Origin of the sequence: Bifidobacterium intestinale (assembly GCF_023656765.1) — a bacterium.
Lineage (GTDB): Bacteria > Actinomycetota > Actinomycetes > Actinomycetales > Bifidobacteriaceae > Bifidobacterium > Bifidobacterium hominis.
The window spans coordinates 66,706-84,938 of sequence record NZ_JAMOKR010000003.1; the positions used below are offsets into that span (position 1 = coordinate 66,706).

General features: G+C 56.9%; 17 protein-coding genes. 5 read left to right on the forward strand and 12 right to left on the reverse strand.

The window, feature by feature from the left end:
- Positions 1 to 193 precede the first annotated feature (193 nt).
- The 11 genes from NBH13_RS04960 to NBH13_RS05010 form a co-directional block, all read right to left on the reverse strand.
- Positions 194 to 2,518 (reverse strand): transglycosylase domain-containing protein, encoded by a 2,325-nt coding sequence (locus NBH13_RS04960; protein ID WP_099595005.1) that lies wholly within the window; start codon positions 2,516 to 2,518, stop codon positions 194 to 196.
- Positions 2,519 to 2,618: 100 nt separating this feature from the next.
- A complete protein-coding gene (locus NBH13_RS04965; protein ID WP_099571711.1) occupies positions 2,619 to 3,344 on the reverse strand; it encodes a Crp/Fnr family transcriptional regulator in 726 nt (241 codons plus the stop codon).
- Positions 3,345 to 3,517: 173 nt separating this feature from the next.
- The gene (locus NBH13_RS04970) at positions 3,518 to 4,660 is read right to left on the reverse strand and encodes a lipoate--protein ligase family protein (RefSeq protein WP_099571712.1); all 1,143 of its coding nucleotides are present in this window, start codon (positions 4,658 to 4,660) and stop codon (positions 3,518 to 3,520) included.
- Entirely contained in the window at positions 4,660 to 5,394 is a 735-nt protein-coding gene (locus NBH13_RS04975) for a TM2 domain-containing protein (protein ID WP_099571713.1), read from the reverse strand. Before NBH13_RS04975 ends, NBH13_RS04970 begins: the two co-directional genes overlap by 1 nt.
- Before the next feature lie 173 nt (positions 5,395 to 5,567).
- Positions 5,568 to 6,608 (reverse strand): 3-isopropylmalate dehydrogenase, encoded by a 1,041-nt coding sequence (locus NBH13_RS04980; RefSeq protein ID WP_003835420.1) that lies wholly within the window; start codon positions 6,606 to 6,608, stop codon positions 5,568 to 5,570.
- A gap of 206 nt (positions 6,609 to 6,814) precedes the next feature.
- A complete protein-coding gene (locus NBH13_RS04985) occupies positions 6,815 to 9,265 on the reverse strand; it encodes a S9 family peptidase (protein WP_250779271.1) in 2,451 nt (816 codons plus the stop codon).
- 162 nt (positions 9,266 to 9,427) lie between these two features.
- The gene (locus NBH13_RS04990) at positions 9,428 to 10,663 is read right to left on the reverse strand and encodes an App1 family protein phosphatidate phosphatase (RefSeq protein WP_250779160.1); all 1,236 of its coding nucleotides are present in this window, start codon (positions 10,661 to 10,663) and stop codon (positions 9,428 to 9,430) included.
- A gap of 135 nt (positions 10,664 to 10,798) precedes the next feature.
- Entirely contained in the window at positions 10,799 to 11,203 is a 405-nt protein-coding gene (gene gcvH, locus NBH13_RS04995; protein WP_039199161.1) for a glycine cleavage system protein GcvH, read from the reverse strand.
- A 56-nt stretch (positions 11,204 to 11,259) separates the two neighbouring features.
- Complete coding sequence (gene nudC / locus NBH13_RS05000) at positions 11,260 to 12,348, reverse strand: NAD(+) diphosphatase (protein WP_250779161.1); 1,089 nt, start codon at positions 12,346 to 12,348, stop codon at positions 11,260 to 11,262.
- 115 nt (positions 12,349 to 12,463) lie between these two features.
- Positions 12,464 to 13,312 (reverse strand): alpha/beta fold hydrolase, encoded by an 849-nt coding sequence (locus NBH13_RS05005; protein WP_250779162.1) that lies wholly within the window; start codon positions 13,310 to 13,312, stop codon positions 12,464 to 12,466.
- A 45-nt stretch (positions 13,313 to 13,357) separates the two neighbouring features.
- Complete coding sequence (locus NBH13_RS05010; protein WP_039199164.1) at positions 13,358 to 13,978, reverse strand: NUDIX hydrolase family protein; 621 nt, start codon at positions 13,976 to 13,978, stop codon at positions 13,358 to 13,360.
- A 190-nt stretch (positions 13,979 to 14,168) separates the two neighbouring features.
- Between NBH13_RS05010 and trxA the strand changes: the two genes are divergently transcribed.
- Entirely contained in the window at positions 14,169 to 14,534 is a 366-nt protein-coding gene (trxA, locus tag NBH13_RS05015; protein ID WP_039199165.1) for a thioredoxin, read from the forward strand.
- 246 nt (positions 14,535 to 14,780) lie between these two features.
- The gene (locus tag NBH13_RS05020; protein ID WP_250779163.1) at positions 14,781 to 15,779 is read left to right on the forward strand and encodes a resuscitation-promoting factor; all 999 of its coding nucleotides are present in this window, start codon (positions 14,781 to 14,783) and stop codon (positions 15,777 to 15,779) included.
- Positions 15,780 to 15,963: 184 nt separating this feature from the next.
- On the opposite strand, the gene NBH13_RS05025 is transcribed toward NBH13_RS05020, so the two are convergent.
- Positions 15,964 to 16,464, reverse strand: coding sequence for a hypothetical protein (locus NBH13_RS05025; RefSeq protein WP_003835436.1), 501 nt, complete (start codon positions 16,462 to 16,464; stop codon positions 15,964 to 15,966).
- Between the two features lie 362 nt (positions 16,465 to 16,826).
- On the opposite strand from NBH13_RS05025, the gene NBH13_RS05030 reads away from it, so the two are divergent.
- From NBH13_RS05030 to NBH13_RS05040, 3 genes are all read left to right on the forward strand, one after another.
- Positions 16,827 to 17,213, forward strand: coding sequence for a hypothetical protein (locus tag NBH13_RS05030; protein ID WP_250779164.1), 387 nt, complete (start codon positions 16,827 to 16,829; stop codon positions 17,211 to 17,213).
- A complete protein-coding gene (locus tag NBH13_RS05035; RefSeq protein ID WP_004221231.1) occupies positions 17,203 to 17,403 on the forward strand; it encodes a helix-turn-helix transcriptional regulator in 201 nt (66 codons plus the stop codon). Before NBH13_RS05030 ends, NBH13_RS05035 begins: the two co-directional genes overlap by 11 nt.
- Positions 17,404 to 17,652: 249 nt before the next feature.
- Positions 17,653 to 18,150, forward strand: a complete 498-nt coding sequence (locus NBH13_RS05040; protein ID WP_250779165.1) for a hypothetical protein — start codon at positions 17,653 to 17,655, stop codon at positions 18,148 to 18,150.
- Positions 18,151 to 18,233 lie beyond the last annotated feature (83 nt).

Consider the following 18,233-nt stretch of genomic DNA (forward strand, 5'->3'; position numbering starts at 1 on the left):
GTAGTAGCTCCCCCTCCGGTCGCACCTACCGGCTTCATGCCGATCAGCTGAACCTTCTTTTCGTATTCCCCTTGAGCTTCTCTGGAGATTTCGTGCCGTAGAACCGGCACTATCTGCATTCTACGCAGAACGCCCGCCGAGCATGGCGGGCGTTCATTGATTGTTCACTTCCATTCACTGAATTGCGGAAGCGTCACTCATCTTCGGTCTGCTGCTGATCCTGATCAGCCTGCTGGTCGTTCTGCTGGCTTTGCTGCTGAAGCGACTGGCTTTGCTGCTGAAGTGACTGGTTCTGCTGCTGGATGATTGTGCTTTGCTGCTGTGTGGCATTCTGCTTTCCACCGCCGATCCTGGTGACCGCGCCGGATGTTGCGGAATACTTGGCCGCAGGCTGCCCATAATCGTTATCAATCGGCAGCTGTTTGCGTTCCGCATAAGCATTCATAAAGTCACGCCATGCCGGGGCCGCGATGGTGGAACCATCCCAATAGCCGTGGTATTGGCCGTTGATAGCGATATTCGCAATCGGGTGTCCAACCGGATTCTGCACGTCACCGACGAGCACGAATGTAGCGATCTGGTTCGGAATGAAACCACCTGTCGTAACTAGCTGATCCTCGTGGGTACCGGTCTTGGCGAAGGTCTTACGTCCATTGGCTAACTGTGCCACACCGCCTGCGCCGTCAGGACGAACAACGCCTTGATTCATGGCCCAAGCAAGCGTTTGAATGATTTCCGGATCAACCGCCTGATGGCAGTTCGCGGAAGGCACCTTAATATCATTGCCATCCACATCAGTCACCTGCTTCAGCGCGATCGGATTGCATTGCACGCCATTGGACGCATATACAGCGAAGATGCTTGCCATCGTCAGCGGGGACACGTTGACGTTACCGACCATCATGGCAGGCACGAATGATGAGGTCTTGTCGAGCGTCTCACCGGTATTCGCATCATGATAGCCAAGTTCAGTTGCGGTATCGGCAATCTTGCACAAACCGATGATGGATCCCATGGAAGCCTGCGTGGTGTTATGAGACCTTGCCAAAGCCAATGCCGGCGTTTCCGGGTTCACCGTTCCATTGGTTATTGCGTTGGTGACGTTCCACGAATCGGTGCCGCCGGTATAACGATCGCATGCGAACAACGAGGTCGAATACCTCGTGGACGTCTGCAGGTTCTCGTTGACGGAATGCCCTGCTTCCATCCATGCCACCAGATTGATAGGCTTCCACGACGAGCCGATGGAGAAGCCCATGCCGCCGCCGTCTTCTCGGTCCACGGCATAGTTCATGGAATCCCTGGTCTGGTCGTTCTGCGCCGCTTCGGTGGCATCATACGTTCGATTCAGACCGAAGCCCAACACTTCTCCGGTACCCGGTTTGACGGACGCCATCACGATTTCCATGCCGGAGGAATCTTCCGGCGGAATGGTGTTGCGCGCGGTTTCGTTCAACAAGGTGTTGGCGTCGATATCCAACGTGGTGACAATCTTCAGACCACCCTCTTTCAGCAGTCTTTCCCTGTCCTCGCTGGTCTTGCCGAATTCCTTGGAATTCAAAATCTTATGCACCACGTAATCGCAGAAATAGCCTGCATCATAATCCGCTGCCATGCAACCGGTGGAAATAGGCTGGACATTAAGCGTATCCACGAGCGGAGTATTGACCGCTTCCTGATATTCCGCATCCGAAATATAGCCCTGCTCGTGCATCAGCTGCAGCACGATGTTGCGTTGCTTCTCGGATTCCGGCTGGTTCGATTCGACGGAAGGATCGTACGCGTTCGGATTCTTGGTGATTGCCGCAATGGTGGCGGACTGCACGATGTTCAGCTGATCGGCGGTGGTATTGAAATACCGTTTCGCAGCCGCCTGCACACCATAGAGGCTATTGCCGCCGAACTGTGCGATATTGAGATATCCCTGCAAAATTTCAGGCTTGGAATACTGCTTTTCCATTTGCACGGAAATCAGCATTTCTCTCAATTTTCGTGCGATGGTATCTTCCGACGCATGGTATTGCGCAATCGGATCGTCATCCTGCTGCGCCTGCAGAATCAGCACGTTTTTGACATACTGCTGGGTAAGGGAGGAACCGCCCTGATGGTCGCCCTTCACGTATGTTTGGACGAATGCACGGAACACACCCTGCACATCAACGCCGCCGTGAGTGAAGAATCGCCTGTCTTCACGCGAGACCACGGCCTGCTGCATGTATTTGGAAATCTTCTTCAACGGCACGACTTCACGATTCTGATCCCAGAATTCGGTGATTTTCGTGGTGCCATCGGAAGCGTACATGGTCGACTTCTGCGGCAAGCTGGTCACATCAAAATCAATACCTTCGACCGACAGCGACGGAATAACCGCCTTGGCGACGCTGTTCGCGCCGAAAACCGCCGGTAGGAGGAACAAACTGGCGGCCACGCCGCCACCCACACTCAGCGTGATGTAGGCAATCACGAGCGCGAGCACACGTTGAACGGTCAAAGTCTTCTTTTCGGGCATGGTGCCCATTCTAAAGTGGTGGGTCTACTAATCAACCGCTCGCCCACAGGCGTCACGGATTTCTCACAAACAACCGTAAAACTTGAAAAACACTGGAAAATAGCCGAAATTATCGTCTCGCCCGCCGAATAAGCATACCCGGCTGATAGATGACGATGGAACGGCCCTCACGCGCAATCCATCCACGGTTGGCGAAATCCATCAGCGCCTTGTTCACCGTCTCACGCGACGAACCGACCAGCTGCGCCATTTCCTCCTGCGTCAGATCGTGTGGCACCTTCAGCCCCGCCTCGACCGGCTCACCGAAACGTGACGCCAGATTCAGCAGCGTTTTTGCCAAACGTCCCGGCACGTCCATGAACACAAGTTCCGAAATGCGCTCGTTGTTGTCACGCATGCGATGCGCGAGCACCTGAAGCATGTCGACGGCCACGCGCGGATGCTCGTCAAGCCATGCGAACAGGGCGTCATGTTCAAGCCACACGACTTTCGTGTCATTGGTCATGGCCACGGCGGACGCGGTGCGCGGCCCACCGTGCGGATCGAACACCGGAATCTCACCCAGCACTTCGCCGTACGCATGAATGCTCAACAACTGCACACGTCTGTCGGACGATTGCCGGATTAGTTTGACGCGCCCGCGTTCCAGCAGATACATGCGATGATCGGTGTCGCCTTCACGGAAAATATAGTCGCCCTTGTTGTATTCGGCATGTTGCAGATGCGGCAGCAGTTCCTCCGCCTCTTCGGAAGAAACCTGCTTGAACAACGCGGTATGCAGCAACATTGCACTTTCGCCACTGGGTCCACTATTTGTCTCGTTTGGCGTAGCCATTTGTCACACCTCCGTGTTCATAGGCGCATCCTCTGGGCACGGCCACCAGACGTGTTGTCGGGCGCGCTGCTGCGGCTTCGAAAGCTTGCTGCGATTCCGCATGCCCTCGTGGAACACCAAGCCTTCGTAGCGTTCTCATCGCCCTTGACATTCGGGCGGCTTCTATCGTCGGGCTACATTGTAACTCGCTTGGCGGCATCGAGCAGCCGTTCAACCACGTCTTCGCGGCTCATGCCCGTCTGCGAGCGCATCGGATCGACTCGTTTTACCGCCGATCTCACTGCTTTGTCCGACATTTTTTCGCGTGAGGTGTTCAGCACCCGTCCCATTTTTTCCGCGTCGATATCGTAGGCGAGGGTCACATGGTGCAGTACGGCGCCAGGCCCTCCTCCTACTGGCGTGAAGCGGCGTTGCGCGGCTCCGCCGAGTTTGCCATATTGCGTGGCGATGTCGTTGAGACCGGCGAATCGTACGTCGAGACCGAGTTCCTTAAGCGCGCGCACCAGCCAGAAATCGCAGAGCCGGTATGATTCCTCGACGCCTATGCTTTGGGTGAAATCGAGCGGCGCGTATAGCGAGTAGGTGATGGTGTTGCCCGGTTCGATGAACATTGCCCCGCCGCCGGTGCAACGTCGGACCACGGTAAATCCTTCCCTCTGCGCGACCGCCGTGTTGACTTCGTCTTCGAGTGATTGGAATTTGCCGATGACCACCGCCGGCGCGGCCCATTCCCAGATACGCAGCGTGGGTTCGCGTTTTCCTGCCGCCACTTCGCGCGCCCATGCGATGTCGGTTTCCATTTGTTCGTTTGGATTTCGCGGTTTGTCATGGATGACGGTCGGTTTCAGGGCCCGCCAACGTTCCAGATATTCCTCTTGCGTCAGCGCATTATGCGTTTCCAGTTGTTCCCCGGAATATTGTTTCGCGGACCGCACGATATTCCCGTTGTTCGTTGCATCTTCCGCATTGCGCGATTCGCTTCCTGTGATTGCGCGGAGGAAAGCGATGGCGATGCCCTCTTCCGTCATGCCCACCAATCGCACGTTCGGATAGTTCGCGGTAATCGCTTGCAATCGTCGCGTAATATCGCGTGCGGGCGCGCTTTGCTGGCTTTGCAGCAAGTTTTCCAAATCCTGCAATAGTCGGCGGGAATCCTTGTCATTGCCGTCAAGAAAGAAATCGCCGTCGATCCGGCATTGTTCTACGGATTGGGTGGAGCTTGCGCATTCGCGGGAATATGCTGGAACGGCATCAGAAAGCCGGACGGAAACCCCTACGAGTTTTCCACCCGGCTGCTTGTACAGGCCTCTGCGCATCAATCTTGGAGCTCTTGGCCACGCCCGTCGCGGTGCCAGCTGGATCCGTAGCTGGAACACAGGATGAGGACGGCTTCGATCAGAGCCCAGATTCCGGAAATGATCGGTCCGACAAGGATGATCCATCCGATCAGGGTCAGCAACAGCTGGGCCACGGCCTTGCCGGTGTAGCCCAGATAGAAGTTGTGTATGCCTAGGGTGCCGAGGAACAGGCCAAGAAGGCCGGCGACGATCTTCGACTTCTGCGCGTAGCCGTAGCCTGGCTGCTGTTGGGCCGCCTGATAGTAGGCCTGTTGCGCGTAGATTGGCGGCTGATTGTATGCGGGCTGCGTGTATTGGGGCTGCGCCGGCTGCTGATCATAGGGGGTCTGCGCCGATTGTGCGTAATCCGCCGGTCCATACATCGGCTGGCCGTAGCTAGGCTGAGCTGGCTGCGTAGGCTGCGCGTAAGCGGGAGCGGCCAAGCCATCTGCGGGCACGGACGAACCGTAGGCAGCCGGCTGACCATATGGCTGGGCATTGCCATACGTACCGTCGGGAATGTTGTTGCCCTGCGCGTCCGGGGCATGTCCCTGCACAGGCTGCTGCGATGCATACTGGTTGGGATTGTACGGTTGCGCTGCAGGCTGATTGCAGCCATCCTGGAATTGTCCGAAATCAGCTTGGGTCGAATCATTCGACGCGTAATAGTTGTCTTGTCCGGAATTGTTGTAGCCGGCATTGTTGTCACTCATGTTTCCAACAATATCCCATAATTTGCCTTATCTCTTTCATCTACCCTGAAAGCAATCCCTGAAATCCCCCTGAATATACGTGAAGCCCGTCGAACCAAGCATGAAGCTCGATTCGACGGGCGTTTCAACAGGCGAATGGATCCGGCAAAATCATATAATCCGGATCATGCCCGTCACATGCGGGCCAGAATGTCGCGTCCGACCTCGTCGGTGGAGCGGGTGGTGGATCCCAGTTCCTCAATGTCGGCTTCGACGGCCGCATCGATCTTGGCTGCGGCTTCGTCGAATCCAAGGTGGCGCAGCAGCATGGCTGCGGAAAGAATCGCGGCGGTCGGATTGGCCTTGTTCTGACCTGCGATATCTGGAGCGGAACCGTGGATCGGCTCGAACATGGACGGGTATTCGTCGGAAGCGTTGATGCATCCGGAAGCGGAATAGCCAACGCCACCGACCACGGCGCCGGCCTCGTCGGTGATGATGTCGCCGAACAGGTTGTCGGTGAGGATCACGTCGAAACGGGACGGATTGGACACCATGAAGATGGTGGTCGCGTCAATGTGCAGATAGTCATGGGAGACTTCCGGATATTCCTCGGCGACCTTGTCAACGATGCGCTGCCACATGTCGCCCGCGTTGACGAGCACGTTCTTCTTGTGCACGAGGGTCACATGCTTCCTGCGCTTCATGGCCAGCTGGAAGGCGTAACGTACCACGCGCTCCACACCGTAGGCGGTGTTGATGGAGACTTCGGTGGCCACCTCGTTCGGGGTGCCGCGACGCACCGCTCCGCCGGCGCCGCAGTACAGGCCTTCGGTGCCTTCACGCACTACAACGAAGTCGATGTCGCCCGGGTTGGCGAGCGGGGAGGTCACGCCCTTGTACAGCTTGGAAGGACGCAGGTTGACGTACTGGTCGAGATCGAAGCGGAGCTTGAGCAGCAGACCACGTTCCAGAATGCCGGCCTTGATGCGCGGATCGCCTACGGCGCCCAGCAGAATCGCATCGGTCTTCTTGATGCGCTCCTCTTCCTCTTCCGGAAGAATCGCACCGTCGCGCAGGTAACGCTCGGCACCAAGATCGAAATTCTCGTAATCGAATTCGGCGACGCCCTCGGCCGCCTTCTCCAGCGCCTTCTGGGCCCACGGAGTCACTTCCTTGCCAATGCCATCGCCCGGAATGACGGCGATGGTGTACTTCTTTGCAGAATCACTCATAGCACGCGACTCTAGTCAACGGATCAGCACGTGGACACGTAACGCTCAACTAGTGGACACTCCATATGGCGTCGTCGGCGGCCACGAACGTGTCACCTTCATTGATTTTGACGTCGTATGGCACTTTCCAATGCAGTTCGGTGTAGGACCCTCAAATCGGGGGCCCTACAAGAAACGCCGAACATACACGGTCGGACACAAACGAATTAATGCGTAATACCCATCATCGCAAGGCACCAAGCATTCTCATAGGAAATCTCCTCCCACTGCTTATACCTTCCGGACGTACCCCCATGACCGGCCTCAACCTCAATCTTCGCCACGGCATCCACACCAGCGCGCTGCAGGCGAGCCAACCATTTCATCGGCTCCACATACAGCACACGCGTGTCATTCATCGACGTGGTGATGAAAATCTTCGGGAAAACCACAACCCGATCATCATCGGCATCAGCCGGCGCATTCTCATACGGCGTATATTCCTTCATATACCGATACACGTCCGCATTATGCAACGGGTCGCCCCACTCGTCCCACTCCGTAACCGTCAACGGCAACGACGGGTCAAGAATCGACGTCAACGCATCCACAAAAGGCACATCCGCCTCAATACCGGCAAAACATTCAGGAGCCAGATTCGCCACGGCACCCATCAACAGGCCACCGGCGGAACCACCATCGGCCACCGTGCGAACAGGAGACGCCAAACCGGCACGTTGCAACGCACGCACGGCATCAACGAAATCCTCAAACGAATGCTTCTTATTGAGCAGATGCCCCTGCTCATACCAGGCACGACCCATCTCACCGCCGCCGCGAATGTGCGGCACCGCATAAAGCACGCCACGATCAAGCATACTGATGCGAGACACCGAGAATCCCGGATCCGAACTGATCTCATACGCGCCATAACCAGTAACGAACATCGCCGAATCACAAGCAGGCACGTCCCGACGCCACACCAAGGAAACGGGAATACGCTCGCCATCGCGGGCGGTGACCCACACTCGGCGTTCCATATATTCGCGCGGCTCAAATCCACCAAGCACGGTGGCACGCTTCAACAGGCGATCCTCACCGGTTGCCGGATCGACATCATGCAGCTCGCCAGGGCGCGTATAGCTGGCGAACGAGTAGCGTATACGGGGCGCATCATATGAAGGATTATCTCCCGTACTAATCGAATACAGGCGCCGGGTCTCCCCCGGCATCGCATCGGCAGTCGCGCCATCCGACGAAGTCATCGCCTTACGGGAAATCCCATGCACGGCCGATCCTTCGCCTTGCGCAGCGGCCAACTGGTCGAGCGCACCCCACACTTCGGCACGCTCCACGTTGATCTCGTCCACCGACTCATCAACATCCCAATCGCCTTCCAACGCGTGCGGAACCAGCTCGGTGAACCGCCATGGGCGACCTGCAAGAAAATCCTCCGCGGCCGCATCCTTCGTCATCACCGCAATATGCGGCAGACTTTCCGCACGGTACTGCAACGCCACGTAATGCCGATGAATCGAAATTCCCTCGATGCCAAGACCATGCGCACCCTGCAAAATGGCGGGATTGCAAGGATTCGAATACGGCGTGCCGATCGGCATCGAAGAAGCGCCCGGTTCAACATCGTCGCCATGCTCGCATCCGTACGGCGAGCCGACGGCCACACGCACACCCTCACCCAAACGATACGGGGGCTCATGCGAACGCATGTCAATCACATCGATTTCGAAATTCGGGTTCAACGCATTGTGGTAAACCACGGCGAGCGGAATGTCCTCGCCATGCTCGCCGGCACCTTCGAAACGGCTGAAGCTCACGTCATATTCCACATCCGGCTCGCGCGGAATGAACGCACGGAATTCACCTTCCGGATCGTCAGTGGAAAGCAGCAGCACTTCGGTGGTGGTTTTCGATCCGGTGCCGATCACCAGATTGCGTTCGTCGAACGACAGGCCGATGCCCACCCAGAATCGTTCGTCCTGTTCGCGATACACTTCCACATCGTCGGTGACGGGGGTACCAACGCGGTGTCGCATCACCGCATATGGACGCCATGCGTCGTCGAGCAGCACGTAGAACACCCATTGCGCGTCCGGCGTGAAGCAGGCGCCGCCGATGCCTTCGAACACTTCCGGCAGTTCATCGCCGGTTTCGATATTGCGAATACGGAAATTGTAACGTTCGTCGCCGCTGGTATCAGTGCCGTACAGCATCCAACGTCCGTCTTTGGAAACATCCATGCCACCAATGCGGAAGAAATCGTAGCCTTGCGCTTCGGCATTCGTGTCGAACACCACTTGTTCGCCGTCGAGGGGAACGCCGATCTCAATGGTCGGCGGATCCCAATCGTCTGCGCTTCGAATCGGCACACGGCATTGCACCGCATACTGCTGGCCTTCCTTGGTGCGTGTGAAATACCAGTAGCCGTCCATGCGCGTTGGCACGGACATGTCGGTTTCCTGCACATGCGATTTGAACTCGTTGAACAATGTGGTGCGTAGGTTTTTCAACGCTTCCATGCGCTGTTCGCAATACTGGTTCTGTGCGGCGACGTAATCCTGCACGTCCTGCGATTCCTTGTCGCGCAGCCATTCGTACTCATCGATGAAGGTGTCGCCGTGGAACACGCGCTCCGTCGGCACGCGTTTCGCGATCGGCATTCCGCATTCGCCCAGACGGCTCTGACGGCTCTTGTCGTTTTCCTGCGCGCCCGTTGCGTCCTGTTCACCCCGAAAATCAGTCATGCAGGCGATTATACCGGTATCGCGCTCCCAATCCAGCGCAACGCGCATCCCCCTTGCTGTAAGTGGAAAGAAAAAACGTCAGACACCCAGCTGTTGTTTCAGGAACGGCAGCATGGTTTTCATCAGATTCGAGCCAGTCGTTCCCGTAAATACAGGAACGTCGGTGACTGGAATCGGCTGCGTGGCCGCACGCCCCGCAACGGTGCCGAGATTACCGGCGGCCTCGCGTGGAGACAGTTGCCGTATGCCGATTGCAAGCACACGCCCCGGATACCGACGTGCGATCGTGGCGTACGTGGTCGGATCCTTCTGCCCATCATCGCCGATCAGAATGAACTTCATATCGGGAAAATCAGCCATTAATTGTTCGGCATACTCGAGTTTGTGCTGCACTCCGGAAGGAATGAACGTTTTCGGACGGGGATCGAGGTCACGCAGCAGCAGCGGCCCTTCCGGGAACCCATGGTCGGCAATGAAATGCCTAATCGAGCTTTCCACGTTCCACGGCGACGTCGACAGATAGAAGAACGGGGCATCCGGAAACATGTCCGCAATGCGGTTGAACAGCAGATTCATGCCCGCCACCGGCATTTTCTTCTTCGGATTGAGCAGCAGCAGATTGTAGGCCGCTTTCATCAGGCTTGGCGCCTGCGTGACCATGACGGTGTCATCCACGTCGGAGATTACACCGACTTTCGTGCCGCTGGGAATGGTGAACAGGTTGGCTTTGACCGGCTTGCGGCTACGCACCTTGTACGACACGTCATGCACGCCGGGTTCGAGCGAATGTTCGGCCACGAGATCGAGATAGCCTGCGGAATCGGATGCGGCGAATTCGCTGGAAACATTGCGCTGCGCATCCACTTCGTCATACACTTCCGACGCCCCCACCTGCACGGTTTCGAGGGGCACGCCGTCGATGGCGATGCGCACCTTCGTATGCGGCGAGGGGATAGTGAGCATGGCGCGGATGCCTCGGGTCAGGCGTCCCGCCTGGCGTTTGAATGGGCCGTACACGGTTCGGCAGATCAGGCGCGAGTAATGTTCGGTGCCATAGCCGACATACGGTTCCACGCGCGGATACCAATTGAGATTGCGTACCATATTTGTCGAGACCGTCACCCACCCGTTGAACGCTCTGGTGAGGGCACGGCGGAACAGCTGTGTCAGCGGAGGCTTGACTTCGATACGCTCATGTTTTGAAGCGGCATCGAAGGTGGTGACCACCTTGCGTGCGGGAATGGGCACGGTCGGCATGTCATCTTCGGATATGACATCCGGTTCACGCTGGGGCAACGGCTGTGGTTCGGTCATATCCCCACTATAAAGGCGATTGCCGAACTACTTAGTGCCCCAGCCATGAAAATCAGGGATTATTCAGGGAACGGTAACGATTTCATACCTGATTTCGCATGCGGTTCCCCGTTCCGAGACGTTTTGCCGAATCTTTTATTCCGCCACGATGTTGGCGTATTCCTCGGAGGAAAGCAGTCCCGGTTCGTCATCCTCAAGCTCGATTTTGAAAATCCAGCCTTCGCCATACGGATCGCCGGTAACGATGCCCGGATCGTCGGCCGCTTCGCTGTTCACATAGCGGATCACGCCAGCCACTGGAGTGACCAGCGGCGTGACGGCTTTGGAGGATTCCAATTCCGCCACTTCGTCGCCGGCCTGTACTTCGGTGCCGACTTCCGGCAGATCGATGTACACGAGTTCGCCAAGCTGGTCGGCCGCATATTCGGTGATGCCCACCATGGCCGGTTCGGTGGAGGCGTCCACCCACACATGCTCGTCGGAGTATTCGAGATGCTCGGGAACGTCCAGATTCGGCCTGTTTTCGTTTTCTTCACTCATGAAAACTCATTCTATGTCAATTGCGCGCATTTCCCATAGCGCGGTACCGAAACTTGTTACGGCAGATCGTGGCCGAGCCATTCTTCGATCATGTAGCGGGCGATGGTGGCCTTTCCGGGGGCTTCCATACGCCCTGCTACCAGCTCGTTCATATATTCGTCACGGGTCATCCAACGCGCTTGCAGGGTCTCGTCACCGTCCACATGCACGTCGGTGGTATTGGCCACGCCCTTGAACGCCATCATGAGCGAGGCTGGGAATGGCCATGGCTGCGATCCCAAATATTTGAGTTCGCCGAGGTCGATGCCGACCTCCTCTTTGGCTTCGCGCCGGCATGCGTGCTCCAGATTCTCGCCCGCCTCCACGAAGCCTGCGGACACGGAATACAGGCCGGTGTTGCGCCATGCGCTGTTGTGCTGCAGCAGCAGACGGTCCTCATGGTCCACGATCGCCGTGATAACGGCCGGCTCCACTCTGGGGAACAGCAGCCGTCTGCCATCCGCTTCGCTGGTGCACCGCTGCGCCCATCCGCCCAACGCCGGTTCGGTCGGAGCGCCGCACGTGGGGCAATGGCGTTGGCGCGCATGCCACACACCTAGCGAAATCGCCGTTGTGGCCTGGCCAGCCTCACGCGCGCTGGCATGTGGGGCGAATCCACGCAGGTCAACCCAGTCGAATCGTTCCGCTGCGTTTTCCAACAGCGATTTCGACGTCTTCGCTTCCGGCTCGCGCTGTTCGTCGAACGCGTCGTCCGCGCCCATATGCTCGCTGCTTGCGGCCACCGGCTCTGCAGCCTTCACACGAGACACGTCAACGGCCACCACATGCTCGTCACGCTTGCCGCCATATGAGCCGAGGAATATGGCGAGCGCCGTCGGATGCGTGTGCAATTCCGCCGCTACATAGGATCCGGGCAGCTGTGTCAAACGCATGTGCACGTTGGCGTAGTCCGCGATGGCGCCTTGTCCGCGTGGCACCGCCACCATGCCGTCTTTGACGAGAATGACTTTCGTAGCAGGTTCCAGCAGCACTGTGTCGAACAGGTCGGGTTCGTCGCGTCTTGAAACCTCATAGTCGATGTCGCCTTGCGCAAGTGGCAGGAACGGCAGTGCCTGAGTCAGCGCCAGTGGCGAGAACACGCTCATCGATTGCTTCTTTCTTTGAATACGATATATAGAAGATTTTTTCTATATAAATCGTATTTTCTTTATATTTTTGTATATCTGATTACGCTATTGACGGTAGTTGCGGGAATATCGGCTACTGCACTCTGCGCACCAATGCAAGCAGTGCGTCGGCAACCGCCTGCGGATGCTCATAGGCGCTGAAATGACCGCAATCAAATACCACCGTCATATCCGTGCTCGTAGCCGTCATCGCATCGGCGATCGGCGCCATCACGCTCGGCGGACTCGACGGATCCTTGTCGCCGCAGATCACCGCGACCGGCGCTGTAATCGACGACAGCACATCGTTCAGGTCCGGACGGCCAGCAGCCATGCGTTCACGCCAGGCGATGCCTTCGGCCGGCTGCTCGTTGATCCATGCAGTGAACTGTTCACGGTAAGCGTCCGACTGTTTGATGGTTGAATCCTCAGGCGTGGCGGCGGCGAATCCCATAACCGGCTCATGCGTGCCCGTCGATTCGCATTCCTCGGCGATCGCGATGCGTTTCGCACGCATCTGATCGGAATCAGCGGCGGCCTTCGTGTCGCATAAGGCCAGTGCGGCGACGGCTTCGGGGTGCAAACGCTGAATGTCGAGAATCAGGTAGCCGCCCATCGAAAGACCCACCCAAATCGCCTTGTCGTATCCGGCAGCGTGCAACAGGTCGACGTAAGCGTCGGCCATGCGGTCCAAACCGTTGGGGAAAGCGCCGTCCGTGTCTTTGCCACCGCTGTTCTCGTCGGAAGGAATCGGCCCTTCTCCCGCACCGGGCATGTCGGGAGCCCAAATCGGGAATTGTTTCACGCCATGTTCCGCAGCGGTCGTTTTCAACGCATCCGCGCATTCGTTCCACATACGGTGGTCCACGGGGAACCCGTGCACCAGCACCACGGGAAGCCCCGCCCCTTCGCAATACACATTGTTATGCAATTCAATCGTCATATGCGCTCCTCCATTACTCTCCCCTGTTGTTCATGCATTCGCAGCCTATTTGCCGGTCCAAGCAATCGCCTGACGCACAATCGTGCCATATCCGTTGCTCATCTGGTTGACGAAAGTGTCGAGAATCTCGCTGTTCGGATTGACCCATTCCACGTCGAGCGTCTCGTCCTGCGGCTTGCAATCGCCCGCGATCGGCACTACATAGCACAATGCGATCGCATGCTGGCGGGAATCGAAATAATCGGACAGTCCTGGCGTCGGGAAAAATTCAGCCACGGTGAATGGCTGCAGGCTCACTGGCAACTGCGGCAACGCGATATCTCCCAAATCCTTGGCGATATTGCGTGCCACGGCCTCACGCAACGATTCGTGGTAGAGCACGCGGCCGGCGATCAGCGTTCGTTCGATGCTGCCGTCGTCAGACACACGAAGCAGTGATCCGACCTGTGAGACACGTCCCAGATCATCGGTGCGCACCGGCACCACAAGCACGTACGGGATCGGCATTTCACCTCGCATACGGTTGATTTCGCCGGAAGCAAGCCATCCTGGAGGGTTTCCTATTCCGCGGATGAAATCCTCCGGCGTGATGTCGTCGAATTCTCCGCGACGGCGGCCTGCATCGAAATCGCCCTCGTCGGGCACTTCATCATTCATCACTGGCATAGTCCCATTATCACGCATCTTGTGTGAATTGGCTGGAAAAGCGTGCGATGGAAGACGATTCCTCTGATAGCGGATCTTGCGCATGCCGGGAATGCGTCGGGTTGGGGCACGGTTATATACTCCAAAGCAATCGCATACGAGGGGTGCAGCCCGTCACGCGCGTCGATGGAACGAACAGCAAGGAGCAATCATGGCAACGCATGCAGTCACTTCCGAGGATTTCAATCAGATTGTGGAATCCAACGATCTGGTATTCGTGGATTTTTGGGCGACCTGGTGCGGTCCGTGCCGCGCATTCGGTCCGACGTTCGAAAAGGCGAGCGAAGCGAATCCCGACGTTTATTTCGCCAAGGTCGATATCGACCAGAATCCGGATCTCGCTTCCGCGGCCAAGGTGCAGGCCGTGCCGACGTTGATGGTGGTCAAGAATCAGCAGATCGTGTTCCAGCAGGCCGGTGCGTTGCGTGCGTCGGATCTGGACGATCTGATCGCGCAGGCCAAGGCGTTGGACGTCAACGCGGCCGCTGCCGAAGAGGCTGAGGCGCAAGCGGAGTAGGCTGAAAATTACAACGATTTCAAAGGTGTCGTTCGATGGTAAACATCAACGGCACTTTTTGTTTTGCCCGCCTATTGCGTACGCTTGCTTTGCCCACCTGTTACATATGCGCCCGCTCGGTTTCCATGGCGTGAGGTAAACTGGCTCGTTAGATGTGCGCTTTCCGGCGAAGCCTCGTGTGGCAGCGCACAGCATGCCGAGCATGCGTGAATTCGCCGAGGATCTGAACGCGCGTTTAGGAGCAGAATGGCTAACCACAGCAAGCACGCCCAATCGTCTACCTTCACCATGCCGAGCAAGTCCTCGCTGGTGAAGATCGCCGCAACGGTTGCGGCGGTGGGCCTGTTGGCTACCGGCGGCATTGTGTCGCGCAATCTTTACACATCCGCGGAGCAGAATACGGCCAATCAGGTCACGGCTTTCTCCGTCACCGATTCCGCGGAGGCGTCCCGTGGCAATGCCCGCGAGCTGCTTAATGGAGACACCTCGTACGTCACCGTGAAAATCAACGGCAAGTCACGCGTGGTGCCCGGCACCAATTTCACCGACGTGAAGTCCGTGCTTGACGCGGGTGATATCACGCTCGAACCGGAAGACACGGTCTCCCCTTCGCTCACCACCAAGGTCGATGAGAAAACCGTGATCACCATTCAGCGTGCCGGCGCGAGCGTCGAGGTTTCCGACACCGCCATCGGCTTCAATGTCATCAAGAAGGAAACCTCAAGCCTGCCGGAAGGCCAGGAGAAGGTCGAGACGGAAGGCGAGGAAGGCGTGATGGAAACCACGAACCTCGTGACCAAGTCCGGTGACACCGTGGTTTCCTCCAACATGATCAGCTCGTACGTGAAGAAGGCTCCGGTCGACAAGGTCATTCTCGTTGGCACCGGCTCCACTTCGTCATCCTCCTCCAGCGCTTCCGCGTCGATCGGCACCACCGTGCCGGCGGGCGAAATGCAGCAGTGGGCGCACGATTATCTGCTGTCGAACGGCTACACCGAAGCCGATTTCACCGCCACCGTATACATCATTACCCATGAGTCCGGCTGGAGCGTCACTGCAACGAATCCAAGTTCGGGAGCCTATGGCCTGCCCCAAGCATTGCCTGGCAGCAAGATGGTGAGCGAGGGCGCCGATTGGGCTACCAATTACCAGACCCAGCTCAAGTGGTTCTGGGGCTATTGCGCACAGCGTTACGGTTCCATTCAGGGAGCCTATTCGTACTGGCTTGCCAACCACTGCTACTGATATGCGTTGCCATCTGATTTCAACCCGATCAGATGGCAAGATCGTATTGAAAGTTTATGCTGACTGGTGATTGATATTTAATTTTCGTAATTCAACGCATATAGTTTGAGCCTTGTAATATTTGAAGATATTACGAGGCTCAAACTATATTGTGATTCGATATACCACTAAGATACTATCGGTTTCACAGGGCGTTGTTGGCGCCGATCACCGTAGCTTCCTTGACGTCGTCGATCTTCCTGCGCTTGCGGCCACCATGGCCGGCCTTCGGACCGCGCTTGCCGACGGTGCCGCTACGAACCCCGTTCTTGGCGTCGAAGAGGATCACGCGCTCATCGCTGTGATATTCACCTTCCAAAGCAAAGTAGGCGATCTTGTCTGCAGGCACTTCCGGGAAAGTGAAGAACTTCTGCGTTGCAACAAGCAGGTCAAGATTGCGAGTGGTCACGGAAGCCGGACGATCAGCGTTCGGATTGTTGAACTGAACCGCGAAATCGTCGTTCTCGTCGCACACCTGGATTGCGAACTTGCCGCGCTCGTAATTCACCAGCAGCTTGACGAATTCCGGACGACCGAGCACTTCGGAAACACCCTTGGAAAAACGAACGGATTCAAGCATGACCGTCATGGTCAACTTGCCACCAGTTCTTTCGCCAACTTCTTTGAAACCATCAAGAACGGACATGTAAATCCTTCCTTTACTGTAAATAACTACGTGAAATACTGTACCTCATTGTCAGTAATAAAACGAATCGAATCTTAGGGAATATATCCATATTTTCAAGAAAAAATGATTGCTTTTTCCGCAAACGCTTTCAGCAAGGCTTCCCCATCCCTCAGCCCCCCCTGATTATGAGGCACGCCCCGAAACAGCCGCATGCGAACGTTTCTGAAAATCGTTTCACCGCATGCACCCGCCAGCAGTCTCTCCCCGCAATCACACCCCTCTTCAGGGCAACGGGTACAATACGGAATCGTCGGAAAACACGAAGAAACACGGCAGGAAAGGACAGACCCGTGACCTTTAACCGCTACATCCTCTTCCGTATGGTCGTTGAATTTGTGGGAGCCATCGCCTGCGCCATCCAAATGTTCCAGCATCACACGTGGCCGGGCATCATCACCATGGGCGTGTTCGCGCTGGTGTGGGCCGTGGGTGAAATCTGGTTGAGCACGGTGTACAACCGCGCGCACCCCCGACGTGACGAGCTGTCCGACGAGCATCAGGCAACGGCCATCCGCTTCACGTTCTTCGTGCTTGTGGTGGCGCTGGTGATATTGGGGTTCGCGGGCATGATCGCCACGCTGTTCAGGCACACCTCATTCAGCGTTCCCGCCATGGCGTTGCCGACGTTGGGCATGCTGGCTCTTGCCATCGCAGATGCCCACTACCTGTGGCTTGAGCATGAGGGTGGGGACACCGATGAAGACTAGTTTGAAGTTCAAACGCATGGAGCGCGGTTTGAAACAGGCTGATCTTGCCGACTTGGTGAATGTGCGTCGAGAGACGATCGGACGCCTTGAACAGGGACAGTATTGTCCGTCGCTGCGCCTTGCCATGGATCTTGCGAAAGCGCTTGATACCACGGTCGAAGATCTGTTCAGTTTTGACGACGAGGAGTGACGCTTCGGCGTGTCGTTTTTGTAAATTCTTCTCAGAATGGTGGTTTTCCAACGAAAATCGCCATTTTTCACTTTCGGGGGCATGTGCGAATCTCATCACATGATGTGACAACGCCGTCACAAATGTGCGATTCGCCTCACATCCCCCGAAAGCGCGGTTCTCAACGGGGGCGTATAGTCAAGGCCGTAGCGGGAAGCCACTACGGCGAACCGCTGAAATGTCCGTTTTATTTAGAGAGGAATCACGATTATGAAGAAGAAGATCGTTGCAATTCTCGCCACCATCGCCGCCGTGTTCGGCTTTGGCTTCGCTGCAAACACCGCTATGGCTGTTGACTACGGCAGCATCAATGGCAATGCCACCGCATCCACCACTTCCGTCACCTTCACCTTCACCGGCCTGACTCCGAACGGCAAAGTGAAGGTCGAATACTTCGACCCGGTCATCGACGTCCGTCAGATCGCCGAGAAGACCTTCACCGCTGACCCCAACGGCACCCTGAAGCTTCAGTACATCCTGAAGGAAGGCACCCCGGCTGGCACCACCATCACCGCAACCGTGACCGACCTGACCACCGGCAAGACCGCTTCCGCATCCGCCACCACCCCGGCCACTGGCGAAGGCACCGCCAAGAAGAATGAGACCGCTTCCACCGGTGCTGCTATCGCTCCGTACGTTGTGGCCGTCGTGCTGCTGGCTGCCGCCGGCATCTCCCTGGTTGCCGTTCGCAAGAGCTCCGCTCGCTGAACAATAACCAAGTAGATACATACCATATCTATGTTTTAGGAAGGGGCTTGGGTTTTCCCAAGTCCCTTCGTTTATTCGAAAAC